Raw genomic sequence first — 15,893 nt, forward strand, 5'->3', positions numbered from 1 at the left:
TCAGCCACTTAAGCGTAGTATGTTTCGCAAATATCGACATAAATCAGGACTAACTTCTTTTATGAGTATCGAAAAATTTGACGCGATTTATCAGCGCGCAGCCGAGCGTAAAGGTGGTGAAGATCAACTTGAAGCGCTTTTATCTCACCCACTAAGCAAAGAAGAACTGGCCGCAATTCCTGATGACCGTTGGCTAGCGGCGTTTTCGATGAAGGTGTTCCAAAGTGGCATTTCTTGGAGTGTGGTTCGCACCAAGTGGCCGAACTTCGAAGAGGTATTTTTCGGCTTTAAAATCGAGCCGCTATTGATGCTGTCTGATGAACAATGGGAAACCAAAGCAACCGACAAACGCATCATTCGCCACCTCACCAAAGTCATGTCGATCCCTGCCAACGCTCGTATGATCCACGAAGCAAAAATCGAATACGGCTCGTTTGGCAAAATGGTTGCAGATTGGCCACAAGGAAAAGTCACCGACTTGTGGGCATATTTGAAGAAACGCGGTAATCGCTTAGGCGGAAATACTGGACCTTACACACTGCGCCAGATGGGCGTTGATACCTTCATCCTGTCTAGCGACGTCGAGGCTTACCTGCGTAATTGCAAGATCATTGAAGGCGGAAAAGATACTAAGAAATCGCTCGATGCAACCAACAAAGCCTTTGTTCAATGGCAGCAAGAAAGCGGAAGAAGTCTGACTGAAATCAGTCAAGTCATTGCATTCAGCACCGGCGACAACCGTATTTAATCCAGACTGAGCACAAAATAAAAACGGCGCACTGATCATTGTTAGTGCGCCGTTTTTATGTTCATTGGTCTACTTCACCTAAACACAGGCTTACTTTGAAGCCAGTGATTCCCACTCCGTCAGTAGCTGCATGATACGGTGAGAATCTTCCCATGTTGCACAAGGGTTCTCTAACGATGTACACCCTGCTTCAACCGCTTGGCGAATATTGCGCACTTGATAGTAAAAAGCATCCCCTGCCGCTGGAACAGACACTTCACGCTTCGACGTCTCGTAAATTTCCACACTAAACTGGTTATCTAGGGTTGGTAGCCATGGGTTCGAGTCTAACGTAATACAGCCTTTGCTACCCAGGATGGTGAACTGGTGTTTCAATCCATGATCTTCTGCAGTATGTACGCTCGCCGTCTGTTGCTCACCTAATTGCATCATCAAGCTCGACTCGCAGATGTTCCCATCGTTACCTCGTCGGCCAATCGCTGTCATAGAACGGTTCTCAAAAGCTTGCTCACCTAACATGGTTTTCACCACCAAGTGCACCAAAGACATTGGGTAGCAGCCTAAGTTATACAAAGCACCTTTGCTGTCTGGATTAACAAACTGTGCAATCGACGCGATATAAGACGTATGGATCGAGCGAAGTTCACCAATCTCTCCCGATTTCAGCACCGAAACCAACTCGCTGATCAACGGGTGATGTAAATACATTAAGCCTTCAGCAAAGAACACCTTGTGCGCTTCTACTGCTTGAAGTGCCAGCTCGGTTTTTTCCATATCTACCGAAAGTGACTTCTCACACAGGATCGCTTTGCCCTGCTCAGCCGCTTTGACGATAAAGTCATGATGAAGGTGATTTGGCAGTGCGATGTAAATAATGTCGACTTGCTCATCGGCAATCAATACATCGTAATCGTTGAACGTGTTCTCGATACCATATTGCTCAGCGAATGCCTTCAAGTTCTGTTCCGAACGCCCAGCCACCGCGTACAACTCACTCTTGTCATCGCCTTGGATTGCCTCAGCCATGACACCTGAGATAAAGCTTGTGCCTAAAATGCCCCATTTCATGTTCACGTCTCCTATTGAGCCTGGGTTTCGAATGCTTGGACTAACTCCGCCATTTCAGCCGCAATAAACGCTTGTGTATGCGGCATAGCAAAATGCGCTTCAATCGCGGCACGGTTTTCATATCGCTCCCAAAGAATCACACGTTGTGGTTCTTTCGAATCGTAGGTCGCATTCGCTTGTAAACACCCTGATTCGCTCTGCATATCAAGGCAAAATTGTTCAATGGCTTCAACCACTTGTTGTCTTGGCTTATCGGCATTCATTTTTAGTTCGGCGGTAACAAAAATCGTCTCGCTCATGATGGCTCTCTTTCTCCATTCTTAATCATTCCGCCACTGTAATTAACCTCATATGATTGATAAACTCTGCTTTAGTTATTTCTTTATCAACTCTGGGTGTGCAATGGACAAATTAACAAGCATGAAAGTTTTTGCTTACGTGGTCGAACATGGCAGCTTTCGTAACGCCGCACACCACTTTGATATTTCACCGACCATGGTTGGCAAGCACGTGAGCTTTCTTGAGCAAAGCTTAGGTACACAACTGATTCATCGCACCACGCGCAAACAGTCCCTGACCGAAGCTGGCAGGCTTTACTATCAAGAGTGCCACCGCATTATTGAAGACATCACCAACGCAGAGAACCTGATCCAGACGCTGATCAACCGTCCAACCGGAACGGTAAAAGTTAACTGCCCTGTCACTTATGGCAAAAGAGTGATTGCACCCATCGTGGCTGACTTCTTAGCAGAATTTCCCGATTTGAACGTTGAGCTGATGTTGGATAACAATTTGATCGACCCATATCGAAGCGAAGCAGACGTGATTATTCGAATCGGAGAGTTAGTCGATTCGTCGTTAGTCGCAAGAAAGCTGGGTGAATACCACATGACTTATTGCGCCTCACCCTCTTATCTTGAGCAGCATAAGCCTATCCAGTCACTTGAAGATTTAGAGCATCATCATTGTTTGGGCTTTAACTATCATCAAGGGGAAAGCCAACAAGTGGTCAACATGCCTTCTAATACCTTTGGAAACCGCAACACCCGATTAACGTCTAATAATGGTGATGTGCTGAAGTTTGCCGCGTTAAAAGGCTCTGGCGTTCTGCTGCAACCAAAGATCTTAGTTGAACAAGAAATCCAATCTGGCACATTGGTGGAAATTCTCCAGCAACATGCTCCCAAGCCAAAGCCGATCCACCTGCTTTACCGTTCAAAACAGCTTTCCCTTAAAAATCGGACCTTGGTCGATTTCGTTCTTTCTCATGTGAATCCGTAACGCCCCCTGACAAAGCGGCGATAACTTAACCACTCAATCAACTTTTATTGTCGATATAACAAATATTATTTCTCGTTAATTGTCTTTATTTTTCATGTTGTTAGGAAGAAACGTACATTTAATAGACATAATTTGTTGATTCCCATCAATTGCATTGCTCTAACAAAGTGACTAGGATTGCCGCCTTTCCTGAGTGAACTATCAAAATAACATTGAGAAATTTAATCTAATTTCTCTTCAAGTTCGTGCGCAATCACGACATTTACACTCATTTCAAACTGCATAAGCACATTCCTTTGCTTATGAGAACGACATTGATTTCTCAACTCTTTTGGTCACGTATGTGACTTTTTTCGTTGGGAGTTACTTTTCAATCAAGGTTGGTCACAAGGACGCTACCCCTTGAGTGCATTTTCTGGAGAATAAGATGCCTAAAGGTCTAATGCTGACTGACTTAGCCATCGCTGGCTTACTATTGATTTTGGCAAAAGTCATTCGCGTTCACACGCCATTACTGCAACGTATGTACATTCCATCGGCGGTTCTCGCAGGATTGTTCGGTCTAATTTTCGGACCAGCCCTGCTAAACGTACTGCCTTGGACCGACACCTTTACCGCTAACGCAAGCCTGTTAACTGCTGCACTTTTTTCTGCGTTAGGTCTGGCAACGGATGTTCCATCACCTAAAACCGTCGCACAACGCGCTGGCTCATTGTGGGCATTCAACCAAATCGCTTCTGTTTCTCAGTGGTTGTTTGCTGCAATGTTTGGTCTCGCGATCACGACCTTCTTCTGGCCAGAGATTAATCCGGGTTTTGGCGTGACAATGTCTGCGGGCTTTATGGGCGGACATGGCTCAGCTTCTGTTGTTGGTGAAATCTTCACAGGACTTGGCTGGGAAGATGGCTTTACGCTTGGTTTAACCTTCGCAACCGTGGGTATCTTCATCTCGATTTCTGTGGGCATGCTCATGCTGCAGTTCGCATTGAAGATGGGTTGGATTCGTAGCTTTACCACATTCGACAGCATGGACGAACACGAACGCAAAGGCCTTGTTAAACCGGATGATCAAGAACCGGTAATGAAAGACACCATGTCTTCACTGTCGGTTGATTCTTTCGCGATTCACGCTGCGTTAGTGGTTGTAGTAACCGCTTTCTCTTATGTCGCAGCCAACTACTTGTCTTCTTTCCACGATAAGGTGCAAATCCCGACGTTTGTAACTGGCTTTCTTGGCGGCATGCTAGTGCGAATCATCGCGAAACAAACCAAGGCTTCACGCTACCTGTGTGACGGAGCATTCAAACACGCAGCAGGCATCAGTACCGATTATTTGATTATCTTTGGTATCTCAGCAATCAAGATTACCGTCTTAGCTCAGTACTTAATGCCTATGGTGGTACTAGCAATTGGCGGCGTCTGCTTCACGCTTTGGTTAATCTTTTGGGTGGCTCCACGCATCATGGGAGACGATTGGTTTGAGAAAGGCATTTTCTCTTGGGGTTGGTTAACCGGTACGGTTGCCATGGGTATTGCCCTACTCCGCATTGTTGATCCAAAAATGCGCAGCAAGGTACTTGATGATTACGCCATCGCTTACGTTCCGGGCTCAATCACTGACATATTCATCATCTCTTTGATGCCTATCGCGATGTATAACGGCATGCACTGGCAAGCACTTGGCGTTGGTCTAGCTTACATAGCCATGGTTCTCTTCATTTGGCGTTTTGTTTTCAAACAAGGCTCACAGGCCGTAACAGATAACATATAAACTCCCAAGCCCAAGCCACACCGTTGCTTGGGCTTTGCTATTTTAGGAATTAGTTTCTCTATACCTACCAACGAAGTTTCACCGTTTTTGAGCCCTAAAAAGCTCTCAAGCTCTTAGACCCATGTTAACTACTCCTCAAGCCACTACCCACTCTCCCTTTAGCTCGCAAACCTATATGAATACACATCCAAAGGCTCTCATAAGGCTCAGAGCAGCTCGCACATCAATGAGATATTTAACGGAATAGGTGGGCTTGAATTAAATTGAGGAAGGTGCAGCCGCGAAGAAAGCATTTAATCGCAGCTCAATATCTTTTAGATTGAAGCAAAGCACTAACTTATATCTGGACATTTTAATTTGACACCGACGGACTAATTTCACCCTATTAATAACTTTTATTTTCCAAAAGCATCATCAGGCACTGCCTATCACAGTTCCTGAGATTCAAGATTATGGACAAAACTTCAATCTTCAACCTGTTGTGTTAGATTCATGTTATGCACTTTTTCAGCATAGCATGCAGATCATCCTTAAAAATACTAGTACCCTGAAATAAATTTCAACTCAAATCGAAGCTTATAACTAAATCTACCATTAAAAAACCTCTAAGATTTTCTTATAAGTCTCGTGTCTGACAATACTACGGCCATTAGACAAGAGATAGTTCTTGAGAACGTCGTAAGCTAGCGGATTATTGGCAATTTCTGTGGCCAATTGCTCAGGTATGAGTCCTTTTGAATCTTCAATCTTTAGTAGCTCAGGTCTCATTTCAATTAATAGTTCAATTATAGGCAGATCGCCTATGCGAGTAGCCGTATGTAGTGCTGTTGCACCTTCTTCGTTAATTAACGTTGCATTACAACCATACTCTAGTATGAGATAAGCTGATTTTAAGCATCGACTAGCTGCTGCTGCATGAAGGGCTGTTCTACCCTTGAAGTCTTGAAGATTTGGATCTGCGTTTGCTTTTAGTAATGCTTCTACCGTTTGATAGTCTCTGTTGTTTGCAGCGAACATCAAAGGTGTCTGGAATTTAAAGTCAGTTATATTAACGATTTCTGGCCATAATTCGATGATTTTCCTGACGCCTGTAACCATCGCACTAAAGACACTACTAATTTCATTGGCAATCTCGATTTGTACCATTTGGTTAGAATAATTTAATTTATCACGCATTTCATAGCTCATCTTCATCATTAGCAAAATGATGCTATCTGACTGTGGATATTTCAGTTGTTTCTTTTTTAAAGCTATGTGTTTTTTAAGTACTCGCTCAATAGAACGTCCATTTTTTATACACTCTGCGAAATCACGACTAAATTTTTCCACATCGCTAGAACAAGAAGAAAATAGTGGTTTATAGCTAGGATAGCATTTATACAACTTTTCCCAAAAATACTCATGTAACTCACGAGAAACGTCATGAATATTAGATTCTCTTTTCAGACCTCCCCAGTAGTACATGTCTCTAAAGTACTTTTCGTGATTATTAGGAATGAGTTTTTGGTTTGCTATAGCCAATGCAAATGCATCTCTAGCTAAGAATGCTCGAAACTTTCCAAAGCTGTATTTTTTACATTCATCGATAGCCAAATTAAGATTCTTTTCTGCATCTTTAAGCTTATTTTGTGCAATATAATGAAGTGCTTCATAACGTAGTATATTCGCTTTTGAAAATTCATAATCATCACAGTTTTTCGCCTCATCGAGTAAAGCAGATACTTTTTCTTGGGTTTTTGAACCAAACTTCTTAAGGAGAAGGTGATTTTCTAGTTCAAATAATATTCGTTTCATAGACTCAGTAGGTGTGGACTCTAGAAATTTTAACCTTTCAACAATCATGTCACCTATATTAGGATTTGAATATTGATTCACCTGAGTAATTCTAGCCCCGTATACTACCTCAAAATCATCAATATCCTGTAATTGTTTAAATGGTGCTTTATTTTGTTTTAGCTTATCTATCAAAATATCTCTACGCATAAGGTGATTATTTGAACAATAACCTTCTTCTTTTATAAGTTTACACATTATTCTATATTCATTCTCAGAGGTAGGAAAGACATTATCTAATATATCTTCTTCTCCTGAACGGCTAAAAATACAATTAATCCTATCTAAAGTACTCCATGGGATATCGTGCTCATTGTGTGAGGTAAAAATTCGTAATAAATCGTACCTAAAAAAAGAAGGAAGTTGTTCTTCAAAATACTTGTTTTCCTCATGCTCACCTAAACCTCTATTTTTAATATGAGCCATAAAGGTCAGGTTGTATACATAGTTGTAAAGTTCAACTAACTGAAGTGTTTTGTTTTCATTTAAGTCAAAAGTTAGTTTATCGACCTTAGGTGTTAAAAACTTAACTAATTGCTCATATCCCTCTTGAGTAGCTCTGGCTATCAATAACCTCATACGTATCACTTTAGGGCTTGGAGCCTGATATCGTATTTTTAGTTTCTGTACAAAATCTTGCTGATCAGTTGCTGAGCATTCAATCCTTAATATTCGCTTTAAGTCTTCACAAGAAATATCTATTTCATGCTGTAAGTCATCATAAGACAAACCTTTTTTTTCAATAAATTCTAGAGCCTGTTCAAATTGCGAAGATTTTTCATCAGGCTCAAAACAGCCACCAAACTGTATATTCACTTCGTCCGAAAACGTTTTCTCGATACTTGATATTTCAGGGGTACTCTTGGCTTTTTGCCAATTGTAAAGATTTCTCAATACTGTGCCGTGTTCATCATAAATATCTAGGTCGTTTTCTATATTATTAGCGATAGATGTATTGGTGTTTTGAATCAAATCGATGAGCCAATTCAAAACTTGCGGTACAGGGAGAAGAAGCTGTGTAGGTTCAGTCGGAGAATCTACGGCTGGAAGATACCAAAACCGCCCGCCAGGCATACCTTCATCCATTTTTGATTCAATTTGCCAAAATACCGAATGTCTCGCTAGAGCTGGTATGATAAACCTGGCTAAATAATGCCAAACGATTTTTCTTTGTGATGCCTTTGAAGAATAGACATCAAGCTCGACTCTCTTATGCATCAAGTAATCGTTCGCAACGTTAGAGATGAGATCTATTTTTGCTCTTTCATCAAGCCCTAAAGCATCCGCTATATCACCCAAAATACTTTCCCAAGTATTAGATAAATTATCCATCGTCATCTCGACATACTTAAACTTGGTTTTAGATTTTGAAGTCATATGACCATTAGCGCCAAGCGCTTTAGCAATCTGAAGAAGTACCGATTCGAAGGTTGGAAAAGTAGCCACTGAATGTCCTTTTATTGTTTCGTTTTCCGTTAGAAAAAGAAATTTGATGGGGGGGGATGTTGGTTTTCATTTTTCTACAAAGCCGATTTTATCATACTGAAGCCATCTTAATACCTGAGAATAAAAGCATGACAACAGTACAAACTAGAAAAACAAAAGAACTGGTAATCAATTGGCACATGACAGAAGTCTGCAATTACAGTTGTAAATACTGCTTTGCAAAATGGGAGCACCCCAAAGAACTCCATCGTTCAAAACAGGCAATCGCTAACTTATTGGATAAGCTAGCAGACTACTTTATCAAAGGCACTCCAGTCTTAAAAGAAAAACTGGGATACGAAAGTGTTCGTCTTAACTTTGCAGGAGGGGAACCAATGATGTTAGGAAACACGTTCATTACTGCTTTGGTTCTTGCAAAACAAAAAGGATTTAAAACCTCAACCATAACTAATGGACATTACCTAATTCATGGAAAATCACCTTTGCCGAAAGATACTTTAGACATGATTGGAATCAGCTTTGACAGCCAGTACTTAAGTACACGCATGAAAATAGGAAGAAACGATCGAAAAGGGAACTCTTTTGGTGTTAATGATTTAAAACATGCTTTAACGAGTCTCACACAGTCACAAACAGGAATCAAAACAAAGATAAATACTGTAATTAACAGTCTTAATTGGGAAGAGGATTTCTCTAATTTAATTTCTAGTCTAAAGCCATACAAATGGAAGGTATTACAGGCTATGCCTTATGGCAATAATGAACTACTAATTTCCAAAGAACAGTTCGATAATTTTATTCAAAGACATATTGGATTAGGATTACCTATGTACCCTGAGTCCAACTCTACTATGACAGAATCATACTTAATGATTAGTCCAGAGGGTTGCTTTTACCAAAACAACACCAATAATTCTCGGTATAAATACAGCGACTGCATTAACTCATGTGGTGTAGAAAAAGCCCTTTCTCAAATAGAGTTTAATCCAATTACATTTGCTTCAAGATATAAAGAGACTAATATAGACATTGTAAAAATCTCATGACACCTACTGAAAGAAAATAAAACCAGATGCCTTATTATAGGAACTATAAATTATGACAAAATATCAGATGAGGAACAAATGAATAAATTTATCGTTTTTGAAGGGTTAGATGCGTGTGGAAAAACAACGTTAAGCTCTCTATATGCGAAAGAAATGAATACTATCGTTCATAATGCGGTAGTCCCTGAAGCTCATGACCTAAGAAAGGTCATTGACTCCTATGAGTCAAAAGAGAGTGCATTTCTATTTTTTTTGTTAAATAACTTATTGAATAGTAGCGAGGTTTCTAAAGTATTAAACGATGAAAATTTCATATTAGACAGATATGTATTTTCAACTTTGGCTTACCAAACAATTATGCTTGGAGAAGATATTGTAAAAAATATTTTTGACACACTTAAAATTAATAACAAAATACTTCTCCCAGAAGTGATAATTTTTGTTAAGGCCGATATTGAAACAATAAACAACAGAATAGAAGCCAGAGGTGGCACAGTTCAGTGGTACGGCGATGCAGTTACGAAAAATAATAGTGTTGAATCAGCATATCACAAAGTTTTTAAATGGTTTGACATTCCAATTGTAGAGGTCGATACATCAGAAAAATATGGTCGTTCGGTAGAAGAAAATTACCAACTAATGAAAGATCAGGTAGAGCACGTTCTTTCGAGAGGGAATAATTTGTACAGTTTCTAGTTCAATACCTCTCGGTGATATTGCATGAATATGCAGACGCAAATTACTTGTAAAGAAAGCCGTTTCTACTTATGTTCGGAAGAAAGTGAGGACTACTGCTCCGTGAGCCGACAGAAGCAAATGTAAGGTGAGATCCTGGCTAGATTAAAATGCAATTTATTGCGTAAACTCATAAAGGGGCAAAATTCGTGTTACTGATGGCGTCAGTCGCGATCCCTGCTCGCATGACCAAAAGTATGGAAAAACTCTATATACATGGTCAGTTTTAGTGAATCACTACAAGGTGTCTAGAATAGCTTGACCAGAATAGATGCCCCTAACTGGCTTAAGGTTTTAGCTTGGGTTTGTCTTGGTAGGATCATAGGGGGCGGTGTGTTTCTTGATTCTAAAAGCCGACCAGATTTCAGCGTGGTTTGATAGGTATCTACTGAAGAGAGACAAGGAGTAGACGTGATTGTGAAGCTCTAATATCGGTCTTTAACATGATAAAAGCGAGTAACCAAATGAAATGGTCCTCGCTTTTTTAATCAATTACCACGTTCGATTCGAGATAAAAATTACCCAGTAAACTCTTCAGAATCGGGACGATTGGTAAACTGCACACCATTTAAGAAGTCGCACAGCAGTTGGTCTTCACACTGTTTGTAGTTTTTGTTGTTTGGCTTGCGGAAATACGCACCAATTTCATATTTACTTAAACTAATACCAACCACTTCTAATACGTCCAACACATCTTCTGCTTTCATGTCTAGCGCAATGCGCAGCTTCATGAGAATCATGTTGTTTGTCAACGCGACTTCTGGCTTAGGTTGCTCGCCGTCTTTTTTGCCTCGCTTGAGGTTAATAAAGCCATTTAAGAATACCGCTAACTCTTGATCCTTCATCTTAACGCTAGATTTGTCGCTTTCATCTTTTAACCAGTTTGCCACTTTATCGTGAGCCACAGTGGCTTCGGCCTGCCCGAAAGCTTTCATTATCTGTGCGTTTTTAAGGTTTAACGCGTGTTGGATACGACGTAAAATTTCGTTGTTAGTCACTAGGGATTCCTAAAATGAGTTCTAAGGGTGAATAAAAATCCATCAATTACATGCGATCTGTGGGTGTCTTTATTCAATAGCGTAGTTGACGGTGACTCTAACAGAGAACACGTTTCTTCGGTAGGTTAAAAAATGGAGATAAGACGGTCTATTCGAACTAGTTGGCGAAATTGGTAAGACCCCACTTTCATAGACACTATGCTGATTAGAAAAAGTAGTTCAAACCATCTCTCTGTGATTTGTGAGGTTGAACGTTACTGCCAAGGAATCGGGCAAAAATAAGTTAGAAAAGCCCGCCTGTTCTTTGTGGATCACATCAAGTTGACTCATCTAACTACAACTCGGATAAATCGGATCCGCTTTCTCTCGGCCATGCCCTAGCTCAAGATAACGACCTCACATCAGACTTTCAAAAACCCTAAGCCCGTCATGTTTTCTAATGCTTTTTTCATACCACCACTCCCCTGCATTGAAATGAAAATAGTTGCACAAAAATCCACTTAAATGGTGCAGTATATGGTTGCAGCTAGAGGTTTCTCTCTTATCGGTTTAGTCGTGACAATAACCATCTTGGCGATTGTTGGAACGGTTGCCGTTCCTCGCTTTCTCAGTATCCAAAAAGATGCTCGTATTGCGGTTCTTGTCGGTGCGCGTGATGCGTTGCGAACCGCCAATGACCAAGTCTATGCTAAAGCCGTTTTACAATCCCAAGAACATGTTGATGGCGGTGCAACTGAAAATATTGATCTTGATAACGACGGTCGCAACGATGTGGTTGGATATTTCGGATTGATCAAGTTTGTACTTGCAGCAAAAGACCTAGCTGGCTTTGACCCGCAACTCACCATCAACCGATGGTACGGTAAAGACTCGCCAAACGAGCCCTACTTTTTGATCGGCTTCGCCAACAAGCCCGTAAGCCGGCACAACCTTTGTTATGTCGAAGTGTACTACCCCACACAAGCGGGCGGTGCTCTTTCATACGATATAAAAACCGAGGACTGTTAATCTCAATCGCAGTAAATAGCTGGACTAATCATATAAAGGCAACCGGAAGCCTCCCACACTTTTATACCCAAGTAACCACGAGATGCTTGGGTATACTGTTTCTTTTTATTTCACGCATTAAACAAATATTTCACATTTATCCAAAACCCCCTCCATATTTAGCTATTGATCACATTTTTCTCCGTAACGTTTATGGCGATCCGATAGATTGTATTGTTTTATGATTTAGCGAAAGAATGTGCTTGTATTCATATTATTATCTCGAATAATGAATGATTAGATTTATAAAAAATTCAATAATTTAAAGCAGGAGGCGCGATGAAGATTTTTTGGCAGCTGCGTTGGTATTTCCAACTCAAATGGAAGCACTATGTAGGTTCAATCTTACTGTTTGCCGTCATTTCCGCGCTTCAGCTCATTCCACCCAAAGCGGTCGGTCTTATTGTCGATGGTGTTGTCCAACAAACGATGACAACGCAAACCCTTCTATTGTGGTTAGGTGGATTAATTGCGCTTTTCTTTGCGATTTATGCTTGCCGCATTTTATGGCGCATTTGGTTATTTGGTGCCAGTTGGGAGCTCGGTACCATTTTGCGAAATCGCTTATACCGTCACCTTTCAACTCAGCCTCCTCGGTTCTTTGAGCGCTTCAAAACGGGCGACCTTATGGCACGCGGAACTAACGACGTCCGTAACATCGTTATGACCGCTGGAGAAGGTGTGTTAACCGCAGCCGATTCGTTAATTACTGGGGTTGCGGTACTGATCATCATGGTGACGCAAATCAGTTGGAAACTCACCGTTATGGCTTTACTACCTATGCCATTTCTTGCAGTAATGATCTTCTTTATTGTTCGCATTCTGCATAAGCGTTTTCGTATCGCTCAGGAAGCATTTTCCACTATGTCTGACATGACTCAAGAGTCTCTTAATGGCGTAAGGATGTTGCGAGCTTTTGGCTTGGAAGACCAAGAGCAGAAACGTTTTGAAGATGTTGTTGATGATACGGGAAGTAAAAACATTGCCGTCGCACGCGCGGACGCTCGGTTCGACCCTGCTATCCAAATCACCATCGGCATGTCCTTTTTCCTCAGTGTGGCAGTTGGTGCATATTTGGTGGATAAAGGAGACATCACATTAGGTGATTTAACCGCGTTTACCATGTATCTCGGCCTCATGATTTGGCCAATGCTGGCATTTGCTTTCTTATTCAATATCTTGGAGCGTGGCTCTGCGGCTTGGAATCGCCTAGAAGAAATTTTCAATGAGAAGCCAGAGATCACCAGTGGTCATAAGCCGCTTGGCGATAAACCTCTGCCGCTTAACATTGATATTGAATCTTTCCACTGGTCTGCAGAATTGCCACCAGCACTCACCAATGTGCATTGTGTTATTGAACCAGGAACAATGCTTGGTATTGCGGGAGCCGTTGGTAGTGGCAAGTCAACGCTACTCACTTTGCTACTCAGACAACATGAGCTGAACGACGGAGCAATTAAGTTTGGCGACGTTTCAATCAAAGATGCTGTTCTTTCGGATTGGCGTAGTCGATTTGCTATCGTCAACCAAAGCCCGTTTCTCTTTTCGCAAACCATTTATGACAACATCGCATTAGGCAACCCAAAGGCGTCGAAAGAAGAAGTTTATCAAGCGGCAAAATACGCATGTATCCATGACGATATCGAGAAGTTTCCTGATGGCTACCAAACTGAAGTCGGTGAAAAAGGCATCACCTTGTCTGGTGGTCAAAAGCAACGTATTGCGATAGCTAGAGCAATGCTACTTAACGCGGATATTCTTGTTCTCGATGACGCTCTATCTGCGGTAGACGGTCGCACAGAGCATGAGATCCTGAAGAACCTTGAGCAACATTATCGAGATCAATCACTGATCGTAATTGCACATCGCTTAACAGCGTTGGAAGCCGCCAATGATATTTTGGTGCTGAACCATGGGCACATCGCGGAAAGAGGTCAACATCAGGCTCTACTGGAACAACAAGGGTGGTATGCGGAAATGTACCAATACCAAAAACTCGAACAGGCAATGGAGGAGTAACCATGAAACAGAGTACATTCAAACGATTGTTGTCTTACCCTCTTCAGCAACCGAAACCTATGATTAAAGGCTTGTTGCTGCTGTTTATCGCTGCGTTAGCAAACGCAGGTGGCCCTTGGCTGATTCAATACTTTATCGATGAGCATATTACGAAAGGGGATTACACCAAAGAAATTTTGATTACCTTAGCGGCTGGATATATTGGTCTGCAGGTTATTGCTGCAACCTTTGCTTACTTTCAATCTTTGCAGTTTAGTATTGTTGCAACCAATATCATCAAAACCATCCGTAAACAGACGTTTTCTGGCGTAATCAAACAGCCTTTATCTGCGTTCGACTACACACCTGCGGGAAAGTTGGTCTCTCGTATTACCAACGATACTGAATCTCTGCAGCAGTTTTACGAGTTACTTATCGCAACGGTGGTCAAAAACGTTGTGATGATTTTAGTCATGCTTGGTGTGATGTTTTACATGAGTTGGAAGCTGACATTAGTCGTCCTGATTCTTCTTCCAATTGTGGTTGGCTTTATGTACCTGTTTAAAAAGCTGAGTACAGAGAATTACCGCAATATGCGTGATTTGCTAACCGACATTAACGCGAACTTAAGCGAGTCTATACAGGGCATGAGTGTCATCCAACTTATGCAGCAGGAAGAACGGTTCAATAAGCAGTTCAACGAGTTGACGGCTAACCATCTCGTCGCATCAAAGAAAGTGATTCGACTCAATGGTTTCTTGCTACGCCCTCTCATGGATCTTCTGGCTGGTCTCGCATTGCTGTCACTGGTAGCCATTTTTGGCTTTAACGGGATCGAGATGATTGGTGTCGGTGTTCTTTACGCCTTCATAAGCTACTTAGGTAGAGTAACTGAACCTCTCATTGAAATGACTCAGCAACTTGCGCTACTTCAACAAGCATTAGTTTCGAGTGAGCGTGTTTTTGAGTTGATGGACGCACAAGAACAGAGCTACGGTGACGACCATAAACCACTACAAACGGGCGCGATTGAGTTAAGTAATCTCACTTTCAGCTACGATGGCAAGCAACACGTCTTAAAGGACATCTCCCTACAAGCTGCGCATCAGGACTTTATTGCGCTGGTAGGTCATACGGGGAGCGGAAAAAGCACACTCGCTTCGCTACTGATGGGCTTCTATCCAACAAACAGTGGGGAACTGCTGATTGATGGTCGCCCATTGAAATCCCTAGGAAAAGATGTACTTCGCAAAGACGTTGCTATGGTTCAGCAAGACCCACACATTCTGCCAGCGAGCGTACGAGAGAACATCTCATTGGGTAGAGCGGTAGAAGATGAATTGATTTGGGATGCGTTAGAAAAAGTCGGGCTTTCGGAGCAAATTCGTCGTTACCCAAATGGTTTAGATACAACTCTTGGGCAAGGTGAAACAAACCTATCAGCTGGCCAAAAGCAGCTTCTTGCATTAGCGCGTGTGTTAGTTGCGAAGCCTAAGGTACTCATCTTGGATGAAGCCACGGCGAACATTGACTCCGGTACTGAAGCACTGATTCAAAAGAGCCTAGAAGTGTTGCGTAAAGATATGACGCTGGTCGTTATTGCTCACCGTTTATCAACCATCTTAGATGCTGATCAAATCGTGGTATTGCATCATGGTGATTTAGTTGAGAAAGGTACCCACTCCGAACTGCTAAAACTTAAGGGACGTTACGCTCAAATGTACCAACTACAACAGGCAAATCGCCATATCCAGCAACTCGAAGGCGAGGAACAGTGGTTGGAGGAAGCGGTTTAAGCTCGTTCTTTTTAATTATCCTGAGCCTTGTGAACCTAACGTAAATTAGGCAAGCGAGGCTCAGTCATTTTCTTCATATTTTCAACAATTTTGATATTTCTTACCTATTATTGACATAACCCCTCG

12 protein-coding genes are annotated in these 15,893 nt (G+C 41.7%); 8 read left to right on the forward strand and 4 right to left on the reverse strand.

What is annotated here, in order from left to right; translation table 11 throughout:
* Window positions 1-61: 61 nt before the first annotated feature.
* A complete protein-coding gene (locus BSZ04_RS16960; RefSeq protein ID WP_162531069.1) occupies window positions 62-748 on the forward strand; it encodes a DNA-3-methyladenine glycosylase I in 687 nt (228 codons plus the stop codon).
* A 90-nt stretch (window positions 749-838) separates the two neighbouring features.
* On the opposite strand, the gene BSZ04_RS16965 is transcribed toward BSZ04_RS16960, so the two are convergent.
* Together BSZ04_RS16965 and BSZ04_RS16970 are read right to left on the reverse strand one after the other, a co-directional pair.
* Entirely contained in the window at window positions 839-1,816 is a 978-nt protein-coding gene (locus BSZ04_RS16965; RefSeq protein ID WP_088880935.1) for a Gfo/Idh/MocA family protein, read from the reverse strand.
* A gap of 11 nt (window positions 1,817-1,827) precedes the next feature.
* On the reverse strand, window positions 1,828-2,115 hold the full coding sequence (locus BSZ04_RS16970) for a putative quinol monooxygenase (protein WP_088880936.1): 288 nt from the start codon (window positions 2,113-2,115) through the stop codon (window positions 1,828-1,830).
* A 103-nt stretch (window positions 2,116-2,218) separates the two neighbouring features.
* On the opposite strand from BSZ04_RS16970, the gene BSZ04_RS16975 reads away from it, so the two are divergent.
* Together BSZ04_RS16975 and BSZ04_RS16980 are read left to right on the forward strand one after the other, a co-directional pair.
* Entirely contained in the window at window positions 2,219-3,097 is an 879-nt protein-coding gene (locus BSZ04_RS16975) for a LysR family transcriptional regulator (RefSeq protein ID WP_088880937.1), read from the forward strand.
* 427 nt (window positions 3,098-3,524) lie between these two features.
* Window positions 3,525-4,868, forward strand: a complete 1,344-nt coding sequence (locus tag BSZ04_RS16980) for a sodium/glutamate symporter (protein WP_088880938.1) — start codon at window positions 3,525-3,527, stop codon at window positions 4,866-4,868.
* A gap of 594 nt (window positions 4,869-5,462) precedes the next feature.
* Here the strand turns inward: BSZ04_RS16980 and BSZ04_RS16985 are convergent.
* Window positions 5,463-8,147 (reverse strand): ankyrin repeat domain-containing protein, encoded by a 2,685-nt coding sequence (locus BSZ04_RS16985; RefSeq protein ID WP_088880939.1) that lies wholly within the window; start codon window positions 8,145-8,147, stop codon window positions 5,463-5,465.
* Window positions 8,148-8,275: 128 nt separating this feature from the next.
* Here BSZ04_RS16985 and BSZ04_RS16990 point away from each other — a divergent pair, with 128 nt between their 5' ends.
* Both BSZ04_RS16990 and BSZ04_RS16995 read left to right on the forward strand, forming a co-directional pair.
* Window positions 8,276-9,193, forward strand: a complete 918-nt coding sequence (locus BSZ04_RS16990; protein WP_088881625.1) for a viperin family antiviral radical SAM protein — start codon at window positions 8,276-8,278, stop codon at window positions 9,191-9,193.
* A gap of 78 nt (window positions 9,194-9,271) precedes the next feature.
* Window positions 9,272-9,889 (forward strand): deoxynucleoside kinase, encoded by a 618-nt coding sequence (locus BSZ04_RS16995; RefSeq protein WP_088880940.1) that lies wholly within the window; start codon window positions 9,272-9,274, stop codon window positions 9,887-9,889.
* Between the two features lie 557 nt (window positions 9,890-10,446).
* Here the strand turns inward: BSZ04_RS16995 and BSZ04_RS17000 are convergent.
* Window positions 10,447-10,926 carry a YehS family protein gene (locus BSZ04_RS17000; protein ID WP_088880941.1) on the reverse strand — a complete coding sequence of 160 codons (480 nt, stop codon included), beginning with the start codon at window positions 10,924-10,926 and terminating at the stop codon, window positions 10,447-10,449.
* Between the two features lie 516 nt (window positions 10,927-11,442).
* Here BSZ04_RS17000 and BSZ04_RS17005 point away from each other — a divergent pair.
* From BSZ04_RS17005 to BSZ04_RS17015, 3 genes are all read left to right on the forward strand, one after another.
* Window positions 11,443-11,934 carry a type II secretion system protein gene (locus tag BSZ04_RS17005; protein WP_088880942.1) on the forward strand — a complete coding sequence of 164 codons (492 nt, stop codon included), beginning with the start codon at window positions 11,443-11,445 and terminating at the stop codon, window positions 11,932-11,934.
* Between the two features lie 318 nt (window positions 11,935-12,252).
* A complete protein-coding gene (locus BSZ04_RS17010) occupies window positions 12,253-13,992 on the forward strand; it encodes an ABC transporter transmembrane domain-containing protein (RefSeq protein ID WP_088880943.1) in 1,740 nt (579 codons plus the stop codon).
* A 2-nt stretch (window positions 13,993-13,994) separates the two neighbouring features.
* The gene (locus BSZ04_RS17015; RefSeq protein ID WP_088880944.1) at window positions 13,995-15,767 is read left to right on the forward strand and encodes an ABC transporter transmembrane domain-containing protein; all 1,773 of its coding nucleotides are present in this window, start codon (window positions 13,995-13,997) and stop codon (window positions 15,765-15,767) included.
* Window positions 15,768-15,893: the final 126 nt, after the last annotated feature.

This window comes from Vibrio rotiferianus (assembly GCF_002214395.1).
Lineage (GTDB): Bacteria > Pseudomonadota > Gammaproteobacteria > Enterobacterales > Vibrionaceae > Vibrio > Vibrio rotiferianus.

What these genes read in the sequence shown, in the direction of transcription:
- BSZ04_RS16990 (WP_088881625.1), top strand. Translation starts at nt 8,276, where the DNA reads ATGACAACAGTACAAACTAGAAAAACAAAAGAACTGGTAATCAATTGG.
- BSZ04_RS16960 (WP_162531069.1), top strand. Translation starts at nt 62, where the DNA reads ATGAGTATCGAAAAATTTGACGCGATTTATCAGCGCGCAGCCGAGCGT.
- BSZ04_RS16995 (WP_088880940.1), top strand. Translation starts at nt 9,272, where the DNA reads ATGAATAAATTTATCGTTTTTGAAGGGTTAGATGCGTGTGGAAAAACA.
- BSZ04_RS16965 (WP_088880935.1), bottom strand. Translation starts at nt 1,816, where the DNA reads ATGAAATGGGGCATTTTAGGCACAAGCTTTATCTCAGGTGTCATGGCT.
- BSZ04_RS17015 (WP_088880944.1), top strand. Translation starts at nt 13,995, where the DNA reads ATGAAACAGAGTACATTCAAACGATTGTTGTCTTACCCTCTTCAGCAA.
- BSZ04_RS16970 (WP_088880936.1), bottom strand. Translation starts at nt 2,115, where the DNA reads ATGAGCGAGACGATTTTTGTTACCGCCGAACTAAAAATGAATGCCGAT.
- BSZ04_RS16975 (WP_088880937.1), top strand. Translation starts at nt 2,219, where the DNA reads ATGGACAAATTAACAAGCATGAAAGTTTTTGCTTACGTGGTCGAACAT.
- BSZ04_RS16980 (WP_088880938.1), top strand. Translation starts at nt 3,525, where the DNA reads ATGCCTAAAGGTCTAATGCTGACTGACTTAGCCATCGCTGGCTTACTA.
- BSZ04_RS17010 (WP_088880943.1), top strand. Translation starts at nt 12,253, where the DNA reads ATGAAGATTTTTTGGCAGCTGCGTTGGTATTTCCAACTCAAATGGAAG.
- BSZ04_RS17005 (WP_088880942.1), top strand. Translation starts at nt 11,443, where the DNA reads ATGGTTGCAGCTAGAGGTTTCTCTCTTATCGGTTTAGTCGTGACAATA.